This is a genomic window from Rhodococcus artemisiae (assembly GCF_036327795.1).
Taxonomy (GTDB): Bacteria; Actinomycetota; Actinomycetes; order Mycobacteriales; family Mycobacteriaceae; genus Rhodococcus; species Rhodococcus artemisiae.
Window position 1 is genome coordinate 115426 of record NZ_JAUTXY010000013.1, and the last position, 26284, is coordinate 141709.

The following is a 26284-nucleotide window of genomic DNA, read 5'->3' on the forward strand; positions in this document are numbered from 1 at the left end:
GCACCGCTTCAGGTTCCGCTGCTGCGGACGAGTCGATACTCCTGTTCGGGACGTCCGGTACTGCCGTATCTCAGCTGCATCCGCAGTTGCCCTTTCGCAACGAGGGCTGCCAGGTAGCGCTGTGCGGTCGCGCGCGACACCCCTGTCGCCATCGCGACCTCGCCCGCCGACATCGGTTGCTCCGACTCCCGAAGTGCTTTCATCACAAGCTCTTTGGTGACCGACCGCGCGGCCGGCGCGGTGGCGCCGGAGGTCGGCAACACGGGTCTCAATGCTGCCAGTGCCGTGTCGATCTCGGTCTGGGTGAGCTCCGGGGACTCCACGATGCGGCGGTACTGTGCATACGCCGCGAGCCTGCGCGCCAATTCGGTGTTGGCGAACGGTTTGACGAGATACACCAGTGTCCCGGCGGCCATCGCGCGCCGCACCGTGCCGCCCTCGCCGGCCGCACCCAGGACGAAAGTGTCACAGTCCAGTTCACGGATCAGGTCGATCCCTGATCCATCCGGCAGATAGACATCGACGAGTGCCAGATCGACCGGAGTCTCACGGACCACGTCCCGCGCGGCAGCGACGCTACCCACCACGTCCGCGACAGCGAAGCCGGTAACGCTCGACACCACCTGTGCGTGCAGTTCCGCGACCCTGAAATCGTCGTCGACGACGAGCACCGTCAGATCTGATCCGCCCACCGCGTGTCTCCTTCGTCGAGAACTCCGACGAGGGTAGCGAGGAACACCGCGCCTCCTGTCGGGTTGTCCGGGGTCCGGTGGCCACCGCGATCGACGAGGAGCACGTCTCCGCCGTGATCACGCGCGATCTGCTGGGCCAGGGCCAGTCCCATGCCTCGTCCGCCCGGCACACCACTGTCGGTATGGGTGGTGACCCCCTCCTGAAACACATCGGAAATCTCTTCGGCAACACCGTTTCCGGTGTCGGCGACCGTGATGTGGAGATCCTGGCCGTCCTCGACGAGTTCCACTTCCACTTCTGCCGGACGACGACCGCTCTCCCGGGCCGCCTCGACGGCGTTGTCGAGGAGGTTTCCGAGAATCGTCGTGACATCCACGGGAACTCGCAGTACACCATGCACCCACGTGTTCTCGCCCAGAACGAGACGGACCCCGCTCTCGCGAGCATGAGCCGCTTTCGCAGTGAGGAAAGCGTGCAGATACGGATCTGCCACGGCGTCGGCACCCTCGAGTTGCTGTCCGAGGGGCCCCGACCCGATGATCTGCCCGATGAACTCGGCCGCCTGCTCGGTACGACCCCGCTGGAGAAGCCCGTTCAGAAGGTGCAGGCGATTGGCGAACTCGTGCCGTTGAGCACGCAGGGCCGTGGTGAGGGACTGCACTGCGCCCAGTTCGCGCGTGAGGTTCTCGATGTCGGTGCGGTCGCGCACCGACATCACGGTGCCCAGATCCTTCCGGTCATGCACCACCCGCCTTGCCACGGCGACGACGACCTTGTCCCCGGCCGTTGCAGCTATCGGTATGGACTGCGCTTCATCCATGATGTCCAACAAGCGCGGACTGATCCCGATCGCGTCGACCGGATCGCCGGCTCCTCCGTGCAGATTCAGCAACCTTCGCGCTTCGGCGTTGACCACGGTGACAGTGCCGCTCGTGTCCGTGGCCACCACACCGTCGGAGATCCCGCGCAGCACCACTTCCTGCTCGCGGACGAGCTCTGCCAGCTGATCGGGTTCGAGACCGAGTGTGAGCGTCTTCCATCGGTTGGCGAGCAGAATCGACCCGACGGTCCCGAATGCCAAGGCGCCGAGTGCGACGAGCGCGGCATAGCCGAGGTCGCTGCGCAGATCGGAGTGGACACGGTCGGTGGAGATCCCCACGCTCACCTCCCCGACGACACGGTCCGATGCGGGGTCCGTCACCGGCACCTTCGCCCGGACGGACTGCCCGAGGGTCCCGGACTCGCTGACCACTACCTCACGCCCGGCAAGCGCCTCGGCCGGATCCGTGCTCACCCGGAGGCCGAGCAGCCCCGGGTCCGGATGCGCGAGCCGAAGGCCCATCTCATCGGTGATGACCACGAACAGTGCCCCGGTAGCGGCCCGTACGGATTCGGCATCATTCTGCAGGTCCCCTCCGGCGAGTTCCGGATTGTCGGGGCCGACCACGCCGTCGTCGGCCGCCGCAAGCCTGGCCACCTCGCTGCGCACGGCCTCGTCTGCGGCGACGGTCCTCGCGATCGCAAGCGCACGCTGTCCATGTTCGTCGGTGACCCGGTTCTCCGTGGTCGTGGCGAACACCGCGAATCCGATGCCGAGCGTGACCGCCACGACCGCGGATTGGAGCAACAGCACCTGCGTGCGGAGCTTCACAGTGTCCTCGGATTCCTCAGCACATGCCCAGTGTGGACCGTGACGTGGCTCAGCCGATCGGAATCTGCCCGATGAGCACTCCGGTCACCAGCATCGCAAGCGACACGAGCACCGCGCGCCACAGCACCTTCTTGTGGTGGTCGGCGAGCTGCACACCGGCGAGGGTGACGAGGAGCAGGATCGCCGGGACCAGCGGGCTCTGCATGTGCACGGGTTGGCCCGTGATCGACGCTCGTGCCATCTCGACAGGTTCGATCCCGTACTGGGCCGCGGTTTCGGCGAGAACCGGCAGCACACCGAAGTAGAACGCGTCGTTGGTCATGAAGAAGGTCATCGGAATGCTGAGTACTCCGGTGATGACGGCGAGGAACGGGCCGAGCGAGTCCGGGATCACTCCGGTCAGCCACAACGCCATGGCCTCGACCATTCCGGTGCCCTGGAACACGCCTGTCAGGACCGCCGCGGCGAACACCATGGCAACCACCGACACGATGCTCGACGAGTGTCGCACGATCGCCGCGGACTGATCGACGATCCGGGGGAAGTTCACGGCCAACGCGAGACCGGCGGCAATCATGAACAGCACAGGAATAGGCAGCACGTCCAGGCCGAGCACCACGAGCAGGGCCACGGTGAGGGCCGCGTTGAACGGCAGCAGCCGCGGACGGAGAGTCGGCCGGTTCGGGTCGAGGCCGTCCACGAATCCGTCCGTGCTGCCGGCCGAGTCGTCGTCACCACCGGAACCAGCACTGCCGCCGGAACCAGCACTGCCGCCGGAACCACCCTCGCTGCCTGAACCGGCATTGCCGCCGGAACCGCCCGATCCGACACGCGCCGGGATGCGTTCGGACGTGAGCACGAGTGTGCCGATCCGTCGCCGCTCCATGAGTCCGAGGTGGAACGAGAAGCCGAGTACGACGATCAGACCCACCACGAGCGACGGGATCATAGGAACGAACACGTCCGACGGCGACAGTCCCAGCGCACTCGCGGCACGCACGGTCGGTCCTCCCCACGGAATGATGTTCATCGTGGCATTCGCCAGGCCCGCAACCACAGTGAGGACGACAGGGCTCACCTTCAGTTTCATGTAGAGGGGAAGCATGGCGGACACCGTGATGATGAACGTCGTGGAGCCGTCACCGTCGAGCGACACCACCATCGCGAGTACAGCGGTACCCACGACGAGACGCGCCGGATCGTCGCGCACCAGCCTGAGGATGAGCCGCACGAGCGGATCGAACAGCCCGACGTCGATCATGATGCCGAAGAAGATGATCGCGAAGAACAGCAGGGCTGCGGTCGGGGCAAGGGATTCGATTCCTCCCACGATCATGTCGCCGATGTCGGTTCCGGCACCCGCGATCAGGCCGAACGCGATGGGAACGAGGATCAGTCCCACGACGGGAGTCGCCCGTTTCGACAGTACGAGATACATGAAGACGGCGACCATGAGGAAGCCGAGGCCTACCAGCATCGGGGGCACCCACTTTCTTGCGATCCGGATGCGGTGGGCACACGCCGTCCGTGAGCGCCTACGCGATCGGGGCGGGTGCGGGTCTCGGGAACCGAGGATCCATCCGGTTGTGACATCAACTGGAGCAAGTGTGGGGTGCGTCACGCGGGAGCGTCACGCTTGAGTGCGATAGTCCCGTTGTGCGCATTGTGCTCGAGTTCGGGTCCACCCGCGTCCCATAAGCTGAGTGGGTGCGCCGATTCGAGTTCCCCATCGACCTGCCCCATGCCAAGAGCGTGAACCAGACGCTCGCCGAGGTCCGCAGCCTGCGGCGATCCGGTGTGATCGTCGCGGTGTTGTGCGCTGCGGCAGCCGCATGGCTGATCTATCTCGGCAGGCCGTGGTCGTATGTGTTGGGTGCAGTGCTGGTGGTCGCGTCCATCACGTCACTGTGGGTGGCGCTCTGGGCGCCGCGCAAGATCGGCACCATCGAGGAGCTCTACCACGACAGCCCCCTGGTCCCGGCGGTCGTCGCGACCACACGTGCTCGCGGAATGACTCTGCTTGCGCTCATCGATATCGCGAAGCCGGAGGCCGGCGCTAGCCACTACGCGCTGGTCACTCGCGACGTCCAGGCCATTCCCGGACACCGCGCACGTGTGGGCGAGCAGGTGCCGTCGGTGGCGGTGCTGTCCGACCGCACGACGAACAACAAGGCCGACGTGTGGCAGATGGCCAGCCCGATGCCGCTCGCATGGGGCACCCGCGACACGAAGGTTCTGGCCGAGGCCGCGGGCGCAATCGACAATGCCGAATGGCGACTGCTCGCGAACAAGCTGAAGCTCGTCGACGAGGTCAACGCCACGAACGAGCGTCGCCTGGAGCTCGCAAGCCAGGACCTCCCGCCGGAGCTGCGCTGACATGGAAGCACGGGTCCTCAGCGACGGGCGGGTGACTCTGTCACCGCCCGCACCGGGAGACATCGACGCCATCACCGCGGCCTGTCAGGATCCCGCGATCACGGAGTGGACCACCATGCCCGCTCCATACGTGCGGTCCGACGCCGTCCGATTCGTCGGCGACATCGTCCCCGCGAAATGGGCACGCGGATATCCGGATTGGGCGATCCGTACGAGTGAGGGCGGGCGTCTGTGCGGCATGGTCGGGTTCGTTGCCCGTGGCGATGCCGGACCCGAGATCGGATACTGGGTGGCTCCCGACGCGCGGCAGCGAGGACTGGCAGTCGCGGCGGTGCGGCTCGCGTGCGACTTCGCCTTCAGCCCGGAGGGCATGGGCGCGTGGCGGATCGAGTGGCGCGCATTTGTCGGCAATGCGCCGTCGGCGTCGGTTGCTCGGCGTTCCGGATTCCGGTTCGAGGGTGTCGCGCGACACGGGCTGATTCAGCGAGACACTCCGCGCGACGTGTGGGTCGCCGGACTGTTGCCCGACGACCCTCGCACGTCTACCGGAACCTGGCCGATCTGAGCAATCACGCGAGGTGCGGAAGAACTTCCTTCTCGAGCATTTCGAGACCCGACGTGTCGTACGCGGCTTCGGGTACGTAGAAGATCGCGTACTCGAGTCCCTGCTTCTTCAGGGCCGTGAGGTTCTCGACGATCTGCTCGGGCGTGCCCACCGCGGGCATCCCCCGGAACGCATTCAGCGCGCCGTCCGCCTTGTCCGCGCCGACGATCGGTTCGAGCCGGCTACGAAGTCGTTCGAGCCGATCCTGTACTTCCTTCTCGGTCCGGCCGATCGCGACGTTGTAGTTCGCCGAGCGCACGATCGCGTCGAAGTCGGTGCCGACGTCGGCGCAGTGCCCACGCAGGATCTCCGACTTGTGTGCGAAACCTTCGGGCGTGCCGTCGAAGTTGGTGTACTGCGCGTACTTCGCGGCGATCTTCAACGTGACCTTCTCGCCGCCGCCCGCGATCCACAGCGGGATTCCGCCGTCCTGCAGCGGCAGGGGCCGGCTGATCGCACCGTCGACCTGGTAGTACTTGCCCTCGAGGGTCGCGACACCGTTGGTCCAGGCCTGCTTGAAGATCTGCACACCTTCGTCGAGGCGGCCGAGCCGCTCCCCTGCCGACGGGAACCCGTAGCCGTATGCGCGCCACTCGTGCTCGTACCAGCCTCCACCGATACCCATCTCGATGCGTCCGCCCGAGATGATGTCGGCAGTGGCCGCGACCTTCGCAAGGTACGCGGGGTTACGGTAGGCCATCGCGGTGCACATCTGCCCGATACGCGCACGCTCCGTGACGGCCGCGAAGGCCGACACGAGCGACCATGCCTCGTGGGTCGCTTCCTCCGAAGGTGCGGGAACCGTGTGGAAGTGGTCGTACACCCAGATCGACTCCCACGGCCCCGTGTCGGCTCGTTGCGCGAGATCGCGCATGACCTGCCACTGATCGGCAGGTTCGATACCGACGAGGTCGAGTCGCCAGCCCTGGGGAACGAAGTATCCGAAGCGCATGAAAATCCTCTCCGACGATGATCGGTGCGGCGCAGCCGGGTCAGGCAGTTGCTGCGTGCCGACGATCAGCGTACCGACTTTCCGGGCGGTCGAGCCCGTAGTGCCCGCGCAGCGTCGTCGCGGTGTAGTCGGTCCGGAACAGACCTCGTGCCTGCAGGATCGGCACGACCAGCGCCGTGAAGTCCTCGAGCCCACCGGGCAGGTACGGCGGCATGACATTGAACCCGTCGGCCGCATCGTTTTCGAACCACAACTGGATCTCGTCGGCGATCTGCTCGGGTGTGCCGGCGAACGTGCGATGCCCGCGCCCGCCACCGAGCTTGGCAATCAGTTGCCGCACGGTGAGCCCCTCGTTCTCGGCGAGATCCTTCACCAGCTGATAGCGGCTCTTGTTGCCCTGGATCTCGTCGATCGGAGGTAACGGTGGCAGCGGCGCGTCGAGTGAGTGCTCGGTGAGGTCGACACCGACCATCCGAGAAAGCTGGCGCAGCGAATATGCAGGCGAGATGAGATCGGTGAACTCCTGCTCGAGTGCCTTCGCCTCGTCTTCCGTCGCTCCGATGAACGGGACGATCCCGGGAAGGATCTTCAGCGACTGCGGGTCGCGCCCGGCCTTGATCACGCGGGCCTTCAGATCCCGGTAGAAGTCCTGTCCCTCGGCCAGGGTGCGCTGCGCGGTGAACACCGCTTCCGCATACGCGGCGGCGAAGTTCTTACCGCTTTCGGACGATCCCGCCTGCACCAGCACCGGACGCCCCTGCGCCGAACGCGGCGCGTTGAGCGGACCCCGGACCCGGAACCGTTCACCCTCGTGATCGACCGTGTGGACCTTCGACGGATCGGCGAAACGTCCCGTCTCGGAGTCGAGCTCGAGTGCGTCGTCTTCCCAGCTGTCCCACAGCGACACAGCCACGTCGACGAACTCGGCGGCCCGGTCGTAACGGCCGGCGTGGTCGGGGGTCTCGTCGTAGCCGAAGTTGCGGGCTTCGTCCTCGCCACCCGATGTGACGATGTTCCAGCCTGCCCGACCGCCACTGATGTGGTCGAGGGAGGCGAACTTACGAGCCAGGTTGTACGGCTCGTTGTATCCGGTGGATGCGGTCGCGATGAGCCCGACGTGCTCGGTCACCACAGCCATCGCGGTCAGCAGCGTGATGGGCTCGAAGATCGCCTGCGTGTTGTGTTCGACGCGGGGCCCGATCGCGAGACCGTCGGCGAAGAACACCGAGTCGAGCTTGCCGCGTTCGGCGATCTGCGCGAGTTCCTGGAAGTGCTTCACCTCGAGGACTCGGTGGGCCTCGGTGCGCGGGTGCCGCCACGCTGCTTCGTGATGTCCGACTCCCATCAGGAATGCGTTGAGGTTGAGTTGCTTCGGAGACTGGGTCATGACCACCTAATCGATGACGAGAACGGAACGGGCGACCACGCGATCACTGCGATACGCGCCAGCGTGAGAGCCGACGCTCGATCGTGACCAGGATCCCGTTGAAGACGAGACCGACGATCGAGATCGCGATGATCCCGGCATACATGTTCGGAATCTGAAAGTTGAGCTGCGACGCAGTGATCAGGTATCCCAGGCCGGCCTTGGCACCGACCATCTCAGCGGCGATGAGCACGAGGATCGACGAGGCTGCCGCCATGCGGATGCCCGTGAAAATTGTCGGCACCGCGGCGGGGAGAATCACCTTCTGGAACAGCCGGTACGAGGGAAGCCCCAGCGACCGTGCGGATTTGACCAGAAGCGGATCCACAGTACGGACACCGGAGATCGTGTTGAGCAGGATCGGGAAGGCGCTCGCATATATCACCAGGGCGATCTTCGAGGTCTCACCGATCCCGAGGATCAGGACGAACACGGGCAACAGCGCGAGTGCCGCCGTGTTGCGGAAGATCTCGAGAATCGGATTGAGTGACTCGGCGACGGGCTTGTACCAGCCGATCGCGACCCCCAGCGGAACCGCCAACACGAGCGCGATCGCGAATCCGGTGAGCGCCCGAGACAGGCTCGCCCCCAGATGCTCTGCGAGCTGACCGTTGGCGACCAACTCCCGGAACGCCTCCAGCACGGTGGTGAGCGGAGGAAGGAACACCTCGTCGACCAGACCCACACGGGGCGCGATCTCCCAGAGCGCGAAGAACGCAACGATGGCGACGGCCGGCTTGAAGATTCTCCAGGCCACTGCACGGAGGCGATCCACCACGCTCGGGGCGGAGCCGACGTTCGGCGTGTCCACCTTCCGTTCGACGACGGGCGCAGGCGAGTCGACCGGCCTGGTCAGTGTGGCACTAGTGCTGGACATGCTTCACCTTCTCCGTTGTGATGGTCGGTACCACTGCGCCTGCTCCCTGTACCGCGGCGGTGTCGATGGCCTGTCCACGCTCCACCTCGGAGTGCAGTTCGCTCCAGATGTCATGGCGGTGGCGACGGAATGCGTCACCGGACCTGACGTCGTCGACAGTGCGGTCGATCTCGATGTCGACGATCGTCTTGATCCGTCCGGGTCGCGACGTCAGCACTGCGACACGCTGCCCGAGGTAGACGGCTTCGTCGATGCCGTGAGTGATGAACAGAATCGTCTTTCCGGTTTCCCGCCAGATCCTCAGGAGCTCGTCCTGCAGGGATTCGCGGGTCTGCGCGTCGAGCGCGGCGAACGGCTCGTCCATCAGCAGCACTTCGGGGTCGAACGCGAGGCTGCGCGCGATGGCCACACGTTGCTTCATGCCGCCCGAGAGTTCGTGGGGATAGCGGTCGCCGAAACCGTGCAGGCCGACGAGTTCGAGGTAGTGCTCGGCGAGTTCACGTCGCGTCTTCTTCGGAAGGCCTTTGGCTTCGAGACCGAACTCGATGTTCGAACGCGCGGTGCGCCACGGCAGCAGGGCGTACTGCTGGAAGACGATGCCGCGGTCGAGTCCCGGCCCGGAGATCTCGCGTCCGTCCAGAAGGATTCGTCCCGATGTCGGTTCGCTCAGTCCGCCGAGAAGGTCGAGCAACGTCGACTTACCGCAACCGCTGGGTCCGACGAGGACGAGGAATTCGCCCTCCTCGAGATCGATGCTGATGTCGTCGATCGCGGTGAATCGATCATTGGTACCGCGAACGTCGAACTGTTTGGTCACGTGCTCCAGTCGGAGCTTCGGGGTCGTCTGCGGGGTCGTCACTGCACTGCCTCCTCGACGGGTTCACCGTTCGGGCCGCTGTTCGGGTCGTAAGTGCCGTTGGCGTAGGGGTTGAATTCGTTGGTGTAGACGTCGGAGGTCGTGAACGCGCCCCCCTCGAGCTCGCCGTTGCGGGTGAGCCAGTCCAGCCAGGTCTGGATTTCCTGCTCGGTGACCACGCCACCGGGGCCCGCGATTCCGGGACTCTTCCAGTACCCCACGAGTTCGGTGTTCTCGTTCCGACCGCGGGCGTCGATGATTTCTTCGAACTTGGCGACCACTTCGTCACGAGGGGTGGTCTGTGTCCAGCGGATCGCGCGGGCGGTGCCTTGCACGAAGTCCTCGACGGCGTCGCGGTTCTTCGCGATGAAGTCGTCGCGGAACACGTAGGTGCCGTAGCTGAAGGACCCGAAGAGCGACTCGTCGGTGAACAGCGGCCGGATTCCGCCGCGCTCGAGGGCGGTCTCTCGGAAGATGCTCCCGAGCGTCCCGACGTCGATCTGGCCTTCGCGCAATGCCTGCTCGGTGTTGACGGGGGGCACCACGGTGAGCTGGACCTGTGCGATCTCTTCGGGTGTCAGCCCCTCCTGCGCGAGCCATTCGCGGGTCAGGAACTCATGGTGTGCGCCCAGGGTGTTCATGCCGACCTTCTTGCCGATCAGGTCGCGCGCCGTACGGATCGGGCTGTCTTCGAGCACGTAGTACCCGGTGAAGCTCGCCTTGTCCGATCCGTAGGAGGCCAGCACTCCGGTCAGTGGGGCACCACCGGTCTGCGCCTTGATGACGGCACCGTTGAACGCGGAGCCGAACTCGATCTGGTTGGTCGCCGTGTTCTGCAGAGACTGCGGCCCGTTGCCGTTGTCGCCGATCCATTCGAGCTCGACGTCCTCGTAGTAGCCGAGCGTTTCGGCGAGCTCGGGAAAGCCGACCTGTGCCGGCGAGCCTTCGTACCGCAGGACGGTCTTGCCGTCGGCGGTCACGGTCGAATCCGAACTCGAGGAGCATGCGGCCGTGACGGAGGTCAGAGTGAGAAGTGCTGCGGCTGCGGCAACGGCGGTCGTGAGGCGTCGGCGCAGCGTGGAGTGAGACATCGTGTCGAAGTGTCCTTGTGTCGGCCCGCATGTGCGGGCACCGGTTTCGAGAATGCGGTTGCGGTTGTCAGCGGCAATGTTTCAGCGACAACACGGACAGCTACACACGACGGTTCCCTTTCGGCTCGACGACAGTTCGGCTCGATGACAGCTCAGCTCGATGACAACCAGGCAAGCATCGCGACCGGAGGCCCATCCGACAATGGTTCGACGCACGGTGAGCAGAAGGCACAGGCATCATCGACCTGCGGTTTTCTCGTTTCCACTATCGGGCCGGGTCGGCTCCGATAACATCACGACCGTGCAACCAGTGGCAGTGGTCGTGTGTCTCCCCGTCGAGGACCCCGAACTGTCACTTCGCTTCTACCGAGACGGACTGGGATTGTCGACCACCGGCGTCGAGGACGGCATCGTCGCCTTCGAACTGCCGAACCTGTCGTTGTTCCTGATCGAGCGACGCGAGTACGCGCGGTACATCGAACGCGCAGGACTCACACGACCCCCTTCGGCCCCCGGTGCAGTGGTCATCTCGTGCGCGATCGGTACCAAGGACGAACTGGACGACACCCTCGGTCGCGCTGCAGCCGCAGGTGGGTCGGTTGCCCGACCCGCCGCCACACTCGACGGCTCTTACACCGGATACTTCAGCGATCCCGACGGGCACCTCTGGGAACTCGTGTTCAACTCCCGCACCGAATCGGCAGCGACACGGTGAAAATTCTTCATCGGCCCCACCAGCCCGAACATGAACAGTCGTGTCCGTTCTGAAGCAGCACTTCTCGCCGGTGCTGCTCGCTCGGCCGGTCATTCAGTACTGATCATTCCGTGCGATAGCGACTGCCGACATTGTCGAGGTGTGCTCGAAGTCCCTCGAGGATCGGGCGCTGTCCTTTGTGGAGCTTGACCTCGGCCTCGGGCAGCGACCACCATTGCGCGGCGTCGACCTCCGGGAACTGCTGAACAATCGCCGATCTCGGGGGCCATTCGAGGTCGAACATGTTGCTGGAGGAGAACTGCAGGTCGGTCGTGGTCGCGCCGGTGTACACGCTCACGATCTTCCCCGACGGCTGCTTGTAGCGGCCGAGCAGAGTCAACGGCACGTCGGGCGCAGCGAATCCACACTCTTCCTCGAACTCACGCAGGGCGACGTCGCGCGGTTCCTCCTCGTCGCCGTACTCGCCTTTTGGTACCGACCAGGCGGCGTCGTCCTTGCCGGCCCAATAGGGCCCACCCGGATGCACGAGCCACACCTCCAGAAGGCCCGTGTCGTCGATGCGATACAGCAGCAGACCCGCGCTCGTGACAGTCATGCGCTGGTAACCGGCTGACGAAGAACGGTTTTCAGCTTCTCCGGCGCGACCCGCCGTGGATCACTCAGATAGATCTCGTGGTGTTTGCCGTTGAAGACCAGGCCCCACTCGGGAATCACACGATGATGGAGCGTCTCGAGAGTCGGTCCTTCATCGTCGTAGGACCCGATATGCAGGATCTGCACGCACCGTCCCTCGGTCCACCTCATCGAATACAACTTCGGCAACGCCACCGGACTCCGCTTCGCGGCCACAGCAGACTTCGCCGATTCGATCATGTCGTCGGTGATCCACGGAGGCTGGTTGATCATCATCGTCCACTTCCATGCCTGCTTGTCGCGGGTGACGAAGGTCGACATGTCGTCTGCCCACCACAGGCCTTCCAACGGACCCACGACTGCATCACGCCCGAGTTCCTGTTTCGACGCGAACTTGAGGGCGTACGACACGCTGTAGAGAGCCTCGACAGCCTCCCCGTACGCCGCACTCCGGTTCGGGTCGCCGCTCCCCTCGATCGCGAGATACCGGAACTCGGGAACGTCCACCTCCGTAAACTCCTTGGACGACGGCGAATACAAGTCCTTGTGCGCGCGTTTGACGTCGTACTTCTCCATACGCCCCTCGTCCCGTACCGTGTCGCGTCGTAGCATCGAGGATATGCGCGCACCTGCCCTCGCGGAATCGTTCGAGGAACACCGCAGCCACCTGTTGTCGGTCGCGTACCGGCTCACGGGAAGCGTTGCCGACGCCGAGGACGCGGTGCAGGATGCCTGGCTTCGGCTCGACGGCGCAGACGCCGACAGCATCGATGATCTGCGGGCATGGTTGACCACCGTGGTGGGCCATCTCTGCCTCGACAAACTGAAATCGGCCGCGGTTCGCCGTGAGAAGTACGTGGGGCAGTGGCTTCCCGAGCCGATCGTCACACCGATCGCGGGCGCGACGCCTCCCGATCCGCTGGAGCAGGTGGTACGCAATGAGGACAACCGCCTGGCAGCGCTGGTCGTGCTCGATACCCTCACACCCACACAGCGGATCGCATTCGTGCTGCACGACGGGTTCGGTGTCCCCTTCGACGAGGTAGCACGCATTCTGGACATCGAAGTTCCGGCGGCACGGCAACTCGCATCGCGTGGTCGGCGTGCCGCCGCCGACGCCCCGCCGCCCCCATCCGCGAGCGAACACGAACACGCGGTACAGCAGCTCATGGCGGCCATCGCCACCGGCGACCTCGACACGGTGATCGCAGCCCTCCACCCGGACGCTCGCATGATCGGCGACGCGGGCGGCACCACCCGCACATCGATCAACGTCATCGCCGGCCCCGACAAGTTCGCCCGGTTCTTCCTGGGGCTCGTCCATCTCTACGGCGAGCAGGCGCTCATGTCGCTCGAGCCGGCCCTCGTCAACGGCGAGCTGGGGTTCCTCAATCACGGTTCTGCCGGGGATGACACCCATCAGGGCTTTCCCGGTCGCGTCCTCGGCGTCACTGTCCGCGACGGTCGTGTATGGGCCGCCTACGACATGGCCAACCCCGCAAAACTCGGTGGCGTGCGATTGCCCACCGAGCCGCGGGAGTGAACGCGAATAGTCGGCTACCCAGGTTATTTCGCAGATCCCGACGGCTTCGGCGGGGAAGTGGCATTCGACCCGGGCGTGATCGCCGATATCGCGCTGCCCGGAGCGTCATCCGCTGACCGCTCATCCGCCCACGGCACGCGGCACGCATCGGTGCTGAAGCCCTGGTCGTGGATACCGAGCGCCGAGTTCATGCGGGCACGCATGTTCTCGAGCCCGATCTGGTACGTCAGTTCCACAACACCCGCACGACCGAATCGCCGCTCGAGATCGGCGACCTGCTCGTCGGTCACGTCGTTCGCCACGTCGCCGGTCATCGCGTCCGCATACGCGATCACAGCCTTCTCGTCGTCGCTGTAGAGGTCCGAGGTCGCGTACTCGGCGATGTGCTCGAGTCGATCGGTATCTAGACCGTCGAGTCGCTGCAGCATCGTCCCGAAATCCACGCACCACGAGCAGCCCACCGTCCACGCGGTGCGGTAGACCGCAATTTCCCGCACGTTCTTCGGCAGCACCTTCGAAGCTCGATCGGCGAGCATTTCGTGCAGACCGCTCGCACGCAGCAATCCGGGGTGGTAGGCCACCACGGTGAACGGCTCAGGGATCTGATCGAACATGCGACCCGCGACCTTGTACATCGCCTTCGTCGTCAGTCCCGCCTGGTCAGGCGTCAACGGTGGAATCCGTGTCATGATCTGCCTCCTCGGTCGTTGTGATCCTTCTCTTGTTGGACGAGACAGCACAACAAGATGTGACACGGTTGGAGAACGTTGCACACATGCACCGGCTACCCTGCAGAAATGCCAGAATCGCCGAACTCGGGACAGGCCCGTACCGTCGCCCGGCTGCGACCGTTCGCCTCCACGATCTTCGCCGAGATGACCTCGCTCGCGGTCGAGCACGGCGCGATCAACCTCGGGCAGGGGTTCCCCGACACCGATGGACCACCCGAGATGCTCGAGGTGGCCCGACGGGCAATCGCCGACGGGGTCAACCAATACCCGCCCGGGCCCGGGATGCCGACGCTGAGGGCGGCGATCTCAGCCGACCGGTCTGCGCGGTACGGCCTCGAACACGATCCCGACACCGAGGTGCTGGTGACGGTCGGCGCTACCGAGGCCATCAGCGCGGCGCTGCTCGGTCTCGTAGAGCCCGGCGACGAAGTGCTGCTCACCGAGCCGTACTACGACTCCTACGCGGCCGCTGTGGCATTGGCCGGCGCGACCCGGCGGACCGTGCCGTTGACCCGGTCGGGCAACGAGTTCGTCCTCGATGTCGATGCTCTCAGGGCGGCGGTTACCGACCGCACGCGCATGCTCGTCGTCAACACGCCGCACAACCCGACCGGCACCGTCTACGACGATGGCAGCCTGGCGGCGATCGCCGAGCTCGCGTGCGAACGCGATCTCCTGGTGTTGTCCGACGAGGTCTACGAGCACCTGGTCTTCGACAGCCGACGCCACATTCCCCTTGCCTCCCTACCCGGGATGGCCGAGCGCACGATCACGGTGTCGAGCGCTGCGAAGACCTTCAACGTCACCGGCTGGAAGATCGGGTGGGCGATCGGCCCCCGCACATTGATCGACGGTGTGCGCGCGGCCAAGCAGTTCATGACGTTCGTCGGCGGTGCGCCGTTCCAGCCCGCAATCGCGCACGCTCTGACCCACGAACAATCGTGGGTGGCCTCGATGCGTGACGATCTGCAGCGCAAGCGGACCCTGTTGTCGGGTGCGCTCACCGAGGCCGGATTCGACGTGCTCGATTCTGCGGGAACGTACTTCGTCTGCGCGGACATCACACCGCTCGGCTTCCTCGACGGTGTGGAGTTCTGCCGGATGCTGCCGGAGAAGGTGGGTGTCGCAGCGGTGCCGGTGAGTGTGTTCGTCGACCACCCTGTGTCATGGAATCATCTGGTGCGCTTCGCCTTCTGCAAACGCGACGACGTTCTCGCCGAAGCAGCCCAGCGCCTGCACGAAGTCCCGCGAGTCCACAAAATCGGAAAGGCTCCATAGGCGTGTCGGCACCGACGATCCCCTCCGATTTCGTCAGTCGAGCGGTGAGTGTGGCGGCGGCCGACGGCATCGACCTCACCCCTGCGCTCGACGCAAGCAGGATCAGCCGAGCGGTACTCGCCCAGCCGCACGCGCGGCTGACTCCCGAACAGGTCAGTCTGTTCACACGAGCGGTATGGCAGATCACCGGCGACGAGTTGTTCGGTCTCGGCACAGGTCCTGTGCCGCGCGGTTCGTTCCGGATCATGACGCTGACGCTGATCCACTGTCCGGATCTCGCGCATGCCCTCACGCGCATGATCGAGGTCAACCGGGTCCTTCAAGGGCTTCCGACCCTGAGCCTGACCATCGGCGAGACAAGCACCCACCTGGATGTGCGCCTTCCCGAGGAGGTAACGGAAAAGACCCGTGTGACAGTCGATTTCCTGTTGATGCTCCTACACCGTTTCGCAGCGTGGCTCGTCGGCGGCCGGGTGCCGTTGGTGTCGGTGTCGCTGCCCTACACGGAGCCCGATCCGATCCTCGCCCGCAGTTACGACGCGATCTTCGGAATTCCCGTCACCTTCGACGCAGGACGCGCAGCGCTCGAGATGGACAATTCGGCCATGCGGTCGCCGATCATCCGGACCGAAGAGTCGCTCGAAGAGTATCTCCGGGATTCCCCGAACCTGATGTTGTCGGAACGCGACTACGAATCGACGGTCTCCAGCCAGGTGCGCCGGATCTTCGAGTCGGGTATCCAGGGTCGCACCGCGACCACCGACGAGATCGCCGACATGCTCGCTGTGAGCCCACCACATCTCCGGCGGCTGCTGCGCCAGGAGGGCACCTCTCTCGGCCGACTCCGCGAGGAAGTGCTGTGCGACCTCGCAATCGCCGGACTGCGGCGGGGCGAACCGGTGGACGACCTGTCTGCGCGTCTCGGGTTCTCCGAGCCGAGTGCGTTCCGCCGCGCATTCAAGCGGTGGACGGGGAACACGCCGCGTGCCTACCGCGCACGCGGCTGAGCATCGCTGTCGAGCTGAGCATCGCCGTCAGCAGAGGCAGAACTCGTTGCCTTCCGGGTCGGCCATCGTAATCCACTCGTAGGGACCCTGACTTCCGCGATGCAGCATGGTGGCGCCCGCAGCGACCAGACGCTCGGCCACCGCATCACGGTTGTCTCCCGCCTGGATATCCAGGTGCACTCGGTTCTTCACGGTCTTTCCCTCCGGGACCCTCTGGAACAGCATTCTGGGTCGGAGTGGGTTGTCGGGGTCGGTGATCGCAGCCCCCGCGCGCCACACGAGTGTGCCGTCGAAGAGCTCGGTATCTTCGTCTCGCGCGTGACCGGCCTCCACGAGACCGCGAATGAAATTCTCGTCGCTGGGTTCGACGCGCCATTCGAGCGCTTCGGCCCACCATCGCGCCTGAATGTGCGGGTTGTTGCAATCGACCGTGACCTGAAATTCGTATCCCATGTCGCGACCCTACTGCGCATCTCCGACAGGGTCCCACGTTCGAGCCCCGAGGCGACGAGCAGGGCGTTCTCCGCCACGCGCCCTGTTTGCCAGGTTGCAAATCCGACCCGGTTCTGAGACGGTCGGGTAGAACCATCGTCTATCCTCGAGAGGGTGATTCGAAAGTATGCGCACGGTCGTGAAGGATGCTTATCCGACTCGCAACCGAATTGTTCCGGAATCCATCGCACGAATGGATCCTGTCGTCTGGGGTTCGTCCCCCGGACCACTCGATTCTTCCGCGGTCGATGCGTATGAGACGCGCGGATTCCACACTACAGAAGCACTTCTCGCCGCAAATGATGTCGGAAACCTTTTGGAAGAGACATCCCGACTCGGACGCGAACTCGGCAACGACGAACGTGTTGTCCGTGAGCATGCCGGCGGCGATGTACGTTCGATCTTCGATGTACATCGCCTGAGCGACCTGGTCGATTCGATCGTTCGACGCCCTGGAATTGCAGGTATCGCACGGCAATTGCTCGGTTCCGACGTGTATATCCACCAGTCCCGGCTCAACGTCAAACCGGGATTCCGCGGTGGCCCGTTCTATTGGCACTCGGACTTCGAGACATGGCACGCGGAGGACGGCATGCCGACCCCTCGCGCGTTGAGCATCTCGATCGCGTTGACCGAAAACTACGGCTACAACGGCGGACTGATGATCATGCCGGGTTCGCACAAGACGTTCGTCTCGTCCGCCGGTGAGACTCCGGACGACTACTACCGAGAATCGCTCGTGACCCACGTTCCGCCGACGGGGTCGCCCGACGAAGACACGCTGACCCGGATGTGCGCCGAATTCGGCATCACCACATTCCGCGGATCTGCAGGTTCTGCAACAGTTTTCGACTCGAACTGCATGCACGGATCGAACGGGAACATCACGCCGCTTCCCCGCTCCAATCTGTTCGTGGTGTTCAACAGCGTCGAGAACACGCCTGTCGAGCCGTTTGCCGCAAGCAAGCCTCGTCCGTCCTACCTCGGCAGTAGGGATTTCACGCCTCTGTCCTGAACTGCTCCGGCCGGGGCCGCGCTGCCCTGAACTGCGCTACCACCGCCTCGGGATCGTCGACCTGCAAAGACAGGCGCGATACCGAGGCGGTGGCGCGCTTGTGTTCGAAGAAGGCCGGTCGCGTGACGTCGACGGCTTCTGTCAGCACCAGATCGAGACAGGTGCCGTCCGGCCCGGGGAGGTACAGCGCGTCATCGTCCACGATCTGAGCCGTGTGCTCCCACCGCCGTCGCTCGAGCGCCCGTCCGACATCCTGCCGGTCCAATGTCACGATCACCTGATGCCCCGCCCGGATCGTCAGCCGACTGTCCGTCAGCAGATGCGGGTGCGTGATCCGACCTGCGAGGATTCCGAATATCTGGATGAGACCCCAGATCGAGAGTACGAGCAGTGCGTCGCGGATCGCCGGCCAGGGCACGAGCACGTGCACGACCACGGCTTCGATGACGCATGCGACGAGGAACGCCATCGGGATACCCATCGTGCCCTTCGTATATCCGAGCGGTACCACCCCGGGACCTCCGCCGTCGTAACGCCGGCGCACGAAGAGCCATATCGCGCGGTAGCCGCGCACCTCGAACCGAATGAGGTCTGCTGCGATCTTCCCGGTGATCTCGTCGAGGACCGCGTTCCACCCGAGTCCTTCGCGTCGCAAGGACCGGATGCGCAGCACTGTGATGATGCCGACCATGACGCCGAGCGGAATTTCGACCGCCAGCCACAGCCCGAACGCTGCTCCTGGGCTCAAAATCCCGAACGCCGCAAGACCCGCATTGACGAGAGCAACCAGGACCGTGATCACCAGCGTCACCATATGCAGTCGACGTGCGCCAGGACCGGTCATCGTTCTCCTCCGACCACTTCGGCGACCCGGGCGATGACCCGCATCGCAACCGCCCGTTGCGCGGGATCGGGCAGCACTTCGGACATCATCGCCTCACCGTGTGCCGCGTAGGTGGCAGCTGTCGCAACCCATTCCCCGAAAATGCCACCATCTCTCCGATCGGTGAACACGGTCAGGAATCCGGCCATCCCTTCGGCAACCGCCTCGATCTCGCCCGAGGCATCGGCGGGCCGATGGCCCGCCAGCGCGCCGAATCGGCGATACAGGGCGATCACGGCTTCCCGTTTCGCCGGGTCGGTGAGGATCCCGCTCACGGCATCGAGGAATTCCTGCGGTGCCTGTCCGGACAGAGCGACGAGTTCCCAACTGTCACGCTCGTGTTCGAAGACCTTCCGTGTCCGGGGATCATCTTCACCACTGATGAGCTCGTCGAATGCCCGAATGAGTGGTTCGGGAAGCGGTGAGATGGCTTGGCCGCGGCGATGTCCGTCGAGCATCATTGTCAGCGCGTGCCGTTTCCCCTCCAGTGCATTCAGCTGGGCATCGAGGTCGTCGATCAACGCTTCGAGATCTGCGGTGAGATCGTCTCGTGCTTCACCGTCGTCCCCTGCGTCGGATCCCGCTGCGCCGATCACCGTCGGGATCGCGCCGAGCGGTACACCGGCACCGGCGAGCCAGCGGATACGCATCAGACGCACGAGGTCCTCCATCGAGTACACGCGGTACCCGTTGGAGGACCTCGGTGGTTCCGGCAGCAACCCGAGCCGGTGGTAGTGCCGGATGGTGCGTACGGTCGTATCCGCGGCTGAGGCCAGTTCGCCGATTCTCATGACCCCAGCATCAACCCTGACGTTACGTCGGGGTCAAGTTCGCTGCGACTTTGCTAGGACCTGCGAGCGCGCACCGCTTCCGCGAGGCGGTCGAGCTGATCGACGGTGGTCGCCCAGTCGATGCACGCATCGGTGATCGACTTGCCGTATTCGAGCTCGTCCGCCTGACCGAGCGTGAGGTCCTGTCGTCCCGCTTCGATGAAGCTCTCGAGCATGAGACCGACGATTCCCTTCTCACCTGCAACGATGCGGTCGGCGATGTCGGTGACGACGTCGACCTGCTTCTCGTGGTTCTTGCTGCTGTTGCCGTGGCTCGCATCGATGACGACGCGCTCGGGCATCCCCGACTTGCGCAGGCGAGCCATAGTGTCGGCGACGGTCTCGGCATCGTAGTTCGGTCCCGCGCTGCCGCCGCGCAGGATGACGTGGCAGTCGGGGTTGCCGATCGTCTCGATCAGCGCGGCCTGTCCGTCGAGATCCGTTCCGGGGAACACGTGGCTTGCGGCGGCCGCACGTGTGCCGTCGACCGCGACCTGGACATCACCCTCGGTGGAGTTCTTGATGCCGACCGGCATCGACAGGGCGCTGCACAGCTGACGATGCACCTGGCTCGCGGCGGTGCGGGCACCGATCGCGCCGTAGGTGACCAGGTCGGCGTAGTACTGCGGGAGGATCGGGTCGAGGAACTCACAGCCGACGGGCAGACCGAGGCTCGACACGTCGAGGAGCAGCTTGCGGCCGATGCGCAGACCCGTGTTGATGTCGTACGTACCGTCGAGGTGCGGGTCGTTGAGCAGACCCTTCCAGCCGAGAGTGGTGCGGGGCTTCTCGAAGTACACGCGCATCACGATGTGCAGGTCATCGCGCAGTTCATCGGCCTTCGCGGCGAGCTTGCGAGCGTAGTCCATCGCGGCGGCCGGGTCATGGACCGAGCACGGGCCGACGATGACGACGAGGCGGTCATCGGTGCCGCTCAGAATGTCGACGGTGGCAGCACGGCCCGAACGCACGGTCGCGGCGGCAACTTCGTCGGGTGCGTGCTCGGCACGCACAACGGACGGTGCCGCAAGCGGGCTGATCCGCACGGTGCGCTGATCGTCGAGATTTGAGGTGGAGATGCTGTTGGTTCGGGTGCTCATCGGGTTTTCGGTTCCTGTTCTCAGGCCGACCCTCGAGGAAGCTGCGATATCCAGCGAGCCGGTCTGTAATCCGGCTCGTAGGTGGAAGAAGTCAGCGCGTGGTAACGCCGACCGGCCCACCCAGGGCCGGCCTGCTAAACCAGAAATATGCGCGCTGCATGACGACGAGCGTAACAGAAGGTTCCAACGAGAGGGTGTGTGACGGCCGCCTCACCCCCGGTCAAGATCCTGCCGCTCCGTTCGTTGCGTGTGGATCCGATTCGGTCGTCGCGGACGAGCTCAGCCGCGCGAGCCGACCGGTTCGAGGGCCAGGTGGTCGTCTGCGCTAGCCTCCGGCGTCTCCGGATTCTCACTACGCCCCCGGTATGTCCGGTCGAGAGCGAACACGAACAGCCCTGCAAGGACGAGAACACCGGCGAAGAGGTAGTAGAGACTCGTCGGCGCCCACCCTCCCGCAAGCAGATAACCCGTGAGGATCGGGGCCACGATCGACACGAGCCTGCCCACACCGATCATGAGCCCGACACCGGTCGCGCGCACTGCCGCCGGATACACGGACGGGCTGATCGCATAGAAGCCTGCCACTCCACCGTTTGCTGCCATACCCACAAGCACACTCAATGCCAGGCCGAGGGCAACGATCTCGAATCCACTTGCGTATGCGGCAAATACGATCGCTCCGGCGAACATGAGGAGGGTGTTGACCAGACGTGGGCGAATAACGATGGTCACCGCCGCAAACACCAGCGCACCGATGACGCCACCCACGTTGATCAGAACGCCGGCCACAGTGCCTTTGCCTGCGTCACCGGTGGCATCGGTGAGCAACTGCGGGGTCCAGGTATTGGCGAAGTAGAACGCAGCCATCAAGCAGGAGTAACCCAGCCACAGCAACACCGTGCGCTTCCCCATGATGCCGGTGAACAGCCCTCCCTTGATCCTACGAAACTGCTCGTCCGCACGCGGCTCCGGAAGTTGCTCCGCCTCCCCGTAACCGAGGTTCACCGCGATCTTGTTGTACTGCGCCAACGCGTTCTTCGGGCGCTTGTCGATGAGGTACTCGATCGATTCGGGGAGTGCACGGACGACAACCAGCAACAGGATCGCGGTGACGATGGCGCCGAACACGAACGGTGCACGCCAATCGAATTGAGCGATCAGGACACCTGAGATCGCACCGCCCACCGCGACACCCGCGGGAAGTCCGGCTCCGTAGATGCCGAGAGTCATCCCTCGTCGCTTCTCGTTGCTGTTCTCGGATACGAGGATATTCAAGCTCGCGACAAGACCACCGATACCCAGACCGGCGAACGCCCGAAACGCGATCAGTTGTTCGAGGTTCATCGCGACCGCGGACAGGGCCATGCCGATCGTCACGAGGACGAGGCACGCGATCGTCCCTCGCCGCCTTCCGATGCGGTCGGAAAGGGGCGACAGGAAGAACGCACCCGCTGCCATCCCGATCAGTCCCGCACTGAGCAGGTAGCCGACCTCGACGGAACCCAGATCCCAGGCCTTGCTCAGATGCGGCGCGACGAACGCCATGATCAGGATCTCGAATCCATCGACCATGCACAGCAGGAAGCAGATGACGATCGTCCGGATCTGGAACCTTTTCATGGGTTGGGTGCGAACAGCTTCGCGAATGTCCATGGGGCGAGCCTTCCGAGAGGTGGCGTCCAGGTGTGGGACAGCGGGTCGTCACCGGTTGCACTCGACAGACCGGTGACTCGGGGAGAAAACGTCGAAGTGAACTCGACACCTCGCATACACGGTGCGGCCGAGGGAACCTCGTGTAGACAACGGGTACCGACGCAATCAGGCGAAGGTGGGTTCTGCGAACGTCGAATGCGAGGCGGCGGCGGCGGGGCTTCCGGCGCACTCGCGGCAAGCACAGAGTGACAGCGCTCATCCCGATCTGTCAATCGCACCTGTAGCCGGCACAGGGACCGGCCGGATTCGGCGACGACCTACAGTGAGTTGTGGCTACTTCCGAAGCGACCCCTCCTCAGACCGGCACGAAGACGCTCGCGCGCGGCTTACAGGCGCTCGAACTGGTGGCTCACTCGCCGACGGGATTGACCATTCAGGAGGTCGCAGACCAACTCGGCGTCCATCGCAGTATCGCGACACGACTGCTCGCCACCATCGCGGAATATCAGCTGATCAGCCGTGGTCCCGACGGCCGTTACCGAGCTGCGGGCGGCCTCGCGGCACTTGCTCGGGAGGTGTACACCGGGTTCCGTGAACACGCGACCCCACTGATGCAGGATCTCGCAGACCGTATCGGAGCAAGTGTCGCGCTGTTCGTCGCGGAGGCGGAGGACGCCGTCGCCGTGACCGTGAGGGAGCCGTCGAACTCAGCGGTGCGTGTCTCGTTCCGACAGGGTGGACGTCACCCACTCGACCGAGGCGCGGCCGGATACGCATTGCTCGCAGCCGGCCCGCCACGCGACGGCGAGGACGCACGCGTGACCGAGGGCCGTCGCGTCGGCCACGTCCTCAGCTACGGCGAGGTGGAACGCGGCTATTGGGGTCTCGGAGTTCCACTGACGCGCTCCACGAATGGACCGCTGGGTTGTCTCACCGTCATCAGCGCGTCGAAGGAACTTCTCGAGAATTCCGTCGATGCCACAATGGTCACAGCCGCGCAACTCAGCATATATCGCGACTGAGCTGCGTTTTCATCCCGCGACCCGCACCGAATCTTCCGGTGCGGGTCGTTTGGTTTCGGCTCCGCATCGCACTCGGCCTCTTGACATCCGACGTGCGATTGAGGTCACATGGTCGAACGAACGTGCAATTAACGATTGTCACGTGCAAATATTGCACATGATCGACGTGTGTGGGTCACGGGGCGACCTCACTCACCTGAGCAATCTGGAGCAACGAAACGATGAACACCACCGAAGACTGTGACGTCGTCATCGTCGGAGCGGGGCCCGTCGGCCTCATGCTCGCGAACCTCCTCGGCATGTACGGCCACTCGGTCACCGTGCTCGAAGCACTCGACGACCTGATCGACTACCCGCGCGGAGTCGGCCTCGACGACGAATCGTTCCGGACCATCCAGACCGTCGGTCTCGTTGACGCAGTCCTCCCCCACACCAGCCCGCAACACATCATGCGGCTGGTCAACGGCGCTGGAAAAGTCATCCTTGTCAACAACCCGCAGACCGACGAGTTCGGGTGGGAACGTAAGCACAGCTTCATCCAGCCCGAAGTCGACCGCACCCTGTACGAAGGGCTTTCACGCCACCACAACGTCCAGGTTCTGTTCGGCCACCGGGTCGAGGACGTGGAGGAGGATGCCGAGTCGGTCACCGCGATCGCCGAGTCCGTAGACGCGGACGGACAGGTGGCCCTGCGTCGGATCCGTGCCCGGTATCTGGTGGGCTGCGAAGGCGGCAAATCTCCCACACGCAAGCGCCTCGGCGTGACGTTCGAAGGCGAATCCCCCTCCACCCGTTGGCTGGTCGTAGATGTGAACAACGATCCGCTCGGCACCCCGAATGTGTTCCTCGGAGCCGACCCCAAGCGCCCCTACGTCTCGATCGGCTTGCCCCACGCTGTCCGGCGCTGGGAGTTCATGCTCCACGACGACGAAACCGAGGAACAGGTCACCGCCCCGGAATTCGTCGACAATCTGCTCGCGGACCACGTACCGGATCCCTCGTCGCTCGACTTCATCCGGCGACGGGTGTTCACCCACCACGGGCGAGTCGCGTCGAACTTCCGGCGCGGCCGGCAGATCGTCGCGGGCGACGCCGCGCACCTGATGCCCGTGTGGATGGGTCAAGGATGGAACTCCGGCGTGCGTGACGCCACGAATCTCGGATGGAAGCTCGCCACGGTGCTGTCGGGGCAGGCAGACGACGCTTTGCTCGACACGTACACCTCGGAACGCAAGGAACACGCCGAAGCGATGGTGGAACTGTCGATGACATTCGGCCGCTTCATCAAGATCACGAATCCCGTCGCCGCGATGACGCGCGACGTCACCGCCCGTGCACTCAATATTTTCCCGCAGGTCAAGAACTACTTCGCCGACATGCGCTTCAAACCGATGCCGCGCTATCACAGCGGAGTTCTCGCAGATCCCACGACGAAGGCAAGCGGACGGGCGTCCTCGAGGATCACCAGCCGTCTCATCCCTGTCCGCACAGCCAACACCACGGTCTCCCCCGTCGGTGTCCAGTTCCCGCAGCCTCGGGTCAACACCCGCGACGCGCGGAATGTCCTCCTCGACGACGCAATCGGGAACTGGTGGTCGGTGCTCGTGTGGGGCAACGACCCGACCGACCTGCTGCCGCAGTCGTCCCTCGACAAGCTCGCCGCACTCGGCGCACGTCTCGTCGCGGTGGTACCCGAAACACAGCGGGAATGGCTGGAGCACTCCGCCGACCCGCGCATCCAGGTGGTCGGAGACCACACCGGCAGGTTGAAGAAGTGGTTCGACGACCGCCCGACGCCCCTCGTATTCGTCCGTCCTGATCGATTTGTCGCAGGGGCCTGCCTCGCTCAGGACGCACCCGCCACGCTCGACGCGATCCTCGAAGCGATGCACTTCACCCGTCGCACCGACGCATCCGACGAAGCGCCGGAACGCGTCCGCGAAGCCGTCGCCCTCTGATCTGCCACTACCAGGAGCACTTCCCATGACACACACCGTGACGATTCCCGACTACACAACCGACCGCTTCTTCGGACTCGAAGACCAATGGCTGCAGACCGCCGATGGCGAGCTGACCCACTACCACGAGGTGGGCGAGGGAACACCGATCCTGTTTCTGCACGGTTCCGGCACAGGGGTCACCGCAGCTGCGAACTGGTGGCTGAACCTCCCCGAGCTCAGCAAGCACGGCCGTTGCATCGCAATCGATTCCATCGGGTACGGCCAGTCCGTCGTCGCCGACGGCACCGAGTACGGAATCAAGGAATGGGTGCGCCATGCTGTGCGGACCCTCGACGCTCTCGGGATCGAGAAGACCTGGATCGTCGGCAATTCGCTCGGCGGCTGGCTGGCATTCCAGTTCGCGCTCGATTTTCCGGAACGCCTGCTCGGCATCGTCTCGATGGGCACGGGCGGTGCACAGCTCACCGGCGCGCTGAAGTCGCACTCGAACCCGACTCTCACCGAGGACGGCATCCGCAACACGCTCGAGATGTTCGTGGTCGACAAGACCCTCGTCACCGACGACCTCGTGTCGTTGCGATACAAGTCGGCTCTCAACGACACCGCGTCAGACCGGCTCGCCCAGGTCGTTGCCGCCCGAGACCGGGACCGCTACGCACTGCCGCTGGATTTCGATGCCCTCGGCCGTCTCGACATCCCCGTCCTGCTCATCCACGGCGTGCAGGACGTGGTGATCCCGGTATCGCGCACGTGGGATCTGCTCAACGTGATCCCCCACGCGGACGCGTACATCTTCAGCCAGTGCGGTCACTGGTCGCAGGTGGAACGAGCCGACGAGTTCAACTCGCTCGTCGGCGAGTACATCGACCGGCACGCCGCCGAGCGGCCCGAGTGA

At 64.6% G+C, this 26284-nt stretch carries 26 protein-coding genes; 10 read left to right on the top strand and 16 right to left on the bottom strand.

Going from position 1 to position 26284, the window contains the following annotated elements:
• Positions 1-8 precede the first annotated feature (8 nt).
• From Q7514_RS23790 to Q7514_RS23800, 3 genes are read right to left on the bottom strand one after another with little or no spacing between them, the layout of a single operon-like run.
• Positions 9-692, bottom strand: coding sequence for a response regulator transcription factor (locus tag Q7514_RS23790; protein WP_330135723.1), 684 nt, complete (start codon positions 690-692; stop codon positions 9-11).
• The gene (locus Q7514_RS23795; RefSeq protein ID WP_330135724.1) at positions 674-2344 is read right to left on the bottom strand and encodes a sensor histidine kinase; all 1671 of its coding nucleotides are present in this window, start codon (positions 2342-2344) and stop codon (positions 674-676) included. The genes Q7514_RS23790 and Q7514_RS23795 overlap by 19 nt, the downstream gene beginning before the upstream one ends.
• 49 nt (positions 2345-2393) lie before the next feature.
• The gene (locus Q7514_RS23800; RefSeq protein ID WP_408016172.1) at positions 2394-3821 is read right to left on the bottom strand and encodes a CitMHS family transporter; all 1428 of its coding nucleotides are present in this window, start codon (positions 3819-3821) and stop codon (positions 2394-2396) included.
• A gap of 230 nt (positions 3822-4051) precedes the next feature.
• On the opposite strand from Q7514_RS23800, the gene Q7514_RS23805 reads away from it, so the two are divergent.
• Both Q7514_RS23805 and Q7514_RS23810 read left to right on the top strand, forming a co-directional pair.
• The gene (locus Q7514_RS23805) at positions 4052-4720 is read left to right on the top strand and encodes a DUF3239 domain-containing protein (RefSeq protein ID WP_330135726.1); all 669 of its coding nucleotides are present in this window, start codon (positions 4052-4054) and stop codon (positions 4718-4720) included.
• A gap of 1 nt (position 4721) precedes the next feature.
• Positions 4722-5285, top strand: coding sequence for a GNAT family N-acetyltransferase (locus tag Q7514_RS23810; protein ID WP_330135727.1), 564 nt, complete (start codon positions 4722-4724; stop codon positions 5283-5285).
• Between the two features lie 4 nt (positions 5286-5289).
• Here Q7514_RS23810 and Q7514_RS23815 read toward each other — a convergent pair whose 3' ends face one another.
• From Q7514_RS23815 to Q7514_RS23835, 5 genes are read right to left on the bottom strand one after another with little or no spacing between them, the layout of a single operon-like run.
• Positions 5290-6276: an LLM class F420-dependent oxidoreductase gene (locus Q7514_RS23815; protein WP_330135728.1), complete on the bottom strand. Its 987-nt coding sequence runs from the start codon at positions 6274-6276 to the stop codon at positions 5290-5292.
• Between the two features lie 40 nt (positions 6277-6316).
• Entirely contained in the window at positions 6317-7663 is a 1347-nt protein-coding gene (locus Q7514_RS23820) for an LLM class flavin-dependent oxidoreductase (RefSeq protein ID WP_330135729.1), read from the bottom strand.
• Positions 7664-7706: 43 nt separating this feature from the next.
• Complete coding sequence (locus Q7514_RS23825; protein ID WP_330135730.1) at positions 7707-8579, bottom strand: ABC transporter permease; 873 nt, start codon at positions 8577-8579, stop codon at positions 7707-7709.
• Positions 8566-9438 carry an ABC transporter ATP-binding protein gene (locus tag Q7514_RS23830; RefSeq protein ID WP_330135731.1) on the bottom strand — a complete coding sequence of 291 codons (873 nt, stop codon included), beginning with the start codon at positions 9436-9438 and terminating at the stop codon, positions 8566-8568. The genes Q7514_RS23825 and Q7514_RS23830 overlap by 14 nt, the downstream gene beginning before the upstream one ends.
• Positions 9435-10526 (bottom strand): ABC transporter substrate-binding protein, encoded by a 1092-nt coding sequence (locus Q7514_RS23835; protein ID WP_330135732.1) that lies wholly within the window; start codon positions 10524-10526, stop codon positions 9435-9437. Before Q7514_RS23835 ends, Q7514_RS23830 begins: the two co-directional genes overlap by 4 nt.
• A 301-nt stretch (positions 10527-10827) precedes the next feature.
• On the opposite strand from Q7514_RS23835, the gene Q7514_RS23840 reads away from it, so the two are divergent.
• A complete protein-coding gene (locus Q7514_RS23840; protein ID WP_330135733.1) occupies positions 10828-11241 on the top strand; it encodes a VOC family protein in 414 nt (137 codons plus the stop codon).
• A gap of 103 nt (positions 11242-11344) precedes the next feature.
• Here the strand turns inward: Q7514_RS23840 and Q7514_RS23845 are convergent, their stop codons facing one another.
• Together Q7514_RS23845 and Q7514_RS23850 are read right to left on the bottom strand one after the other, a co-directional pair.
• A complete protein-coding gene (locus tag Q7514_RS23845; protein WP_330135734.1) occupies positions 11345-11836 on the bottom strand; it encodes an NUDIX domain-containing protein in 492 nt (163 codons plus the stop codon).
• Positions 11833-12450, bottom strand: coding sequence for a GyrI-like domain-containing protein (locus tag Q7514_RS23850; RefSeq protein ID WP_330135836.1), 618 nt, complete (start codon positions 12448-12450; stop codon positions 11833-11835). The genes Q7514_RS23845 and Q7514_RS23850 overlap by 4 nt, the downstream gene beginning before the upstream one ends.
• 43 nt (positions 12451-12493) lie before the next feature.
• On the opposite strand from Q7514_RS23850, the gene Q7514_RS23855 reads away from it, so the two are divergent.
• A complete protein-coding gene (locus Q7514_RS23855; RefSeq protein ID WP_330135735.1) occupies positions 12494-13417 on the top strand; it encodes a sigma-70 family RNA polymerase sigma factor in 924 nt (307 codons plus the stop codon).
• Positions 13418-13440: 23 nt separating this feature from the next.
• Here Q7514_RS23855 and Q7514_RS23860 read toward each other — a convergent pair whose 3' ends face one another.
• Complete coding sequence (locus tag Q7514_RS23860; protein ID WP_330135736.1) at positions 13441-14106, bottom strand: carboxymuconolactone decarboxylase family protein; 666 nt, start codon at positions 14104-14106, stop codon at positions 13441-13443.
• 108 nt (positions 14107-14214) lie between these two features.
• Between Q7514_RS23860 and Q7514_RS23865 the strand changes: the two genes are divergently transcribed.
• The gene (locus tag Q7514_RS23865; protein ID WP_330135737.1) at positions 14215-15426 is read left to right on the top strand and encodes a pyridoxal phosphate-dependent aminotransferase; all 1212 of its coding nucleotides are present in this window, start codon (positions 14215-14217) and stop codon (positions 15424-15426) included.
• Positions 15427-15428: 2 nt separating this feature from the next.
• Positions 15429-16433, top strand: a complete 1005-nt coding sequence (locus tag Q7514_RS23870; RefSeq protein ID WP_330135738.1) for an AraC family transcriptional regulator — start codon at positions 15429-15431, stop codon at positions 16431-16433.
• Between the two features lie 27 nt (positions 16434-16460).
• On the opposite strand, the gene Q7514_RS23875 is transcribed toward Q7514_RS23870, so the two are convergent.
• Positions 16461-16886 carry a VOC family protein gene (locus tag Q7514_RS23875; RefSeq protein ID WP_330135739.1) on the bottom strand — a complete coding sequence of 142 codons (426 nt, stop codon included), beginning with the start codon at positions 16884-16886 and terminating at the stop codon, positions 16461-16463.
• Positions 16887-17052: 166 nt separating this feature from the next.
• Between Q7514_RS23875 and thpD the strand changes: the two genes are divergently transcribed.
• Positions 17053-17940, top strand: coding sequence for an ectoine hydroxylase (gene thpD / locus Q7514_RS23880; RefSeq protein WP_330135740.1), 888 nt, complete (start codon positions 17053-17055; stop codon positions 17938-17940).
• On the opposite strand, the gene Q7514_RS23885 is transcribed toward thpD, so the two are convergent.
• The 4 genes from Q7514_RS23885 to Q7514_RS23900 form a co-directional block, all read right to left on the bottom strand.
• On the bottom strand, positions 17924-18784 hold the full coding sequence (locus tag Q7514_RS23885; RefSeq protein WP_330135741.1) for a hypothetical protein: 861 nt from the start codon (positions 18782-18784) through the stop codon (positions 17924-17926). The genes thpD and Q7514_RS23885 overlap by 17 nt on opposite strands.
• Positions 18781-19614 carry a MerR family transcriptional regulator gene (locus tag Q7514_RS23890; RefSeq protein ID WP_330135742.1) on the bottom strand — a complete coding sequence of 278 codons (834 nt, stop codon included), beginning with the start codon at positions 19612-19614 and terminating at the stop codon, positions 18781-18783. Before Q7514_RS23890 ends, Q7514_RS23885 begins: the two co-directional genes overlap by 4 nt.
• A 53-nt stretch (positions 19615-19667) precedes the next feature.
• A complete protein-coding gene (locus Q7514_RS23895) occupies positions 19668-20753 on the bottom strand; it encodes a 3-deoxy-7-phosphoheptulonate synthase (protein WP_330135743.1) in 1086 nt (361 codons plus the stop codon).
• Between the two features lie 279 nt (positions 20754-21032).
• Positions 21033-22406 carry an MFS transporter gene (locus Q7514_RS23900; protein WP_330135744.1) on the bottom strand — a complete coding sequence of 458 codons (1374 nt, stop codon included), beginning with the start codon at positions 22404-22406 and terminating at the stop codon, positions 21033-21035.
• A gap of 329 nt (positions 22407-22735) precedes the next feature.
• Here Q7514_RS23900 and Q7514_RS23905 point away from each other — a divergent pair, with 329 nt between their 5' ends.
• From Q7514_RS23905 to Q7514_RS23915, 3 genes are all read left to right on the top strand, one after another.
• Positions 22736-23428: a helix-turn-helix domain-containing protein gene (locus Q7514_RS23905; RefSeq protein ID WP_330135745.1), complete on the top strand. Its 693-nt coding sequence runs from the start codon at positions 22736-22738 to the stop codon at positions 23426-23428.
• Positions 23429-23649: 221 nt separating this feature from the next.
• Positions 23650-25386: a bifunctional 3-(3-hydroxy-phenyl)propionate/3-hydroxycinnamic acid hydroxylase gene (locus tag Q7514_RS23910; protein WP_330135746.1), complete on the top strand. Its 1737-nt coding sequence runs from the start codon at positions 23650-23652 to the stop codon at positions 25384-25386.
• Between the two features lie 25 nt (positions 25387-25411).
• Positions 25412-26284 carry an alpha/beta fold hydrolase gene (locus tag Q7514_RS23915; protein WP_330135747.1) on the top strand — a complete coding sequence of 291 codons (873 nt, stop codon included), beginning with the start codon at positions 25412-25414 and terminating at the stop codon, positions 26282-26284.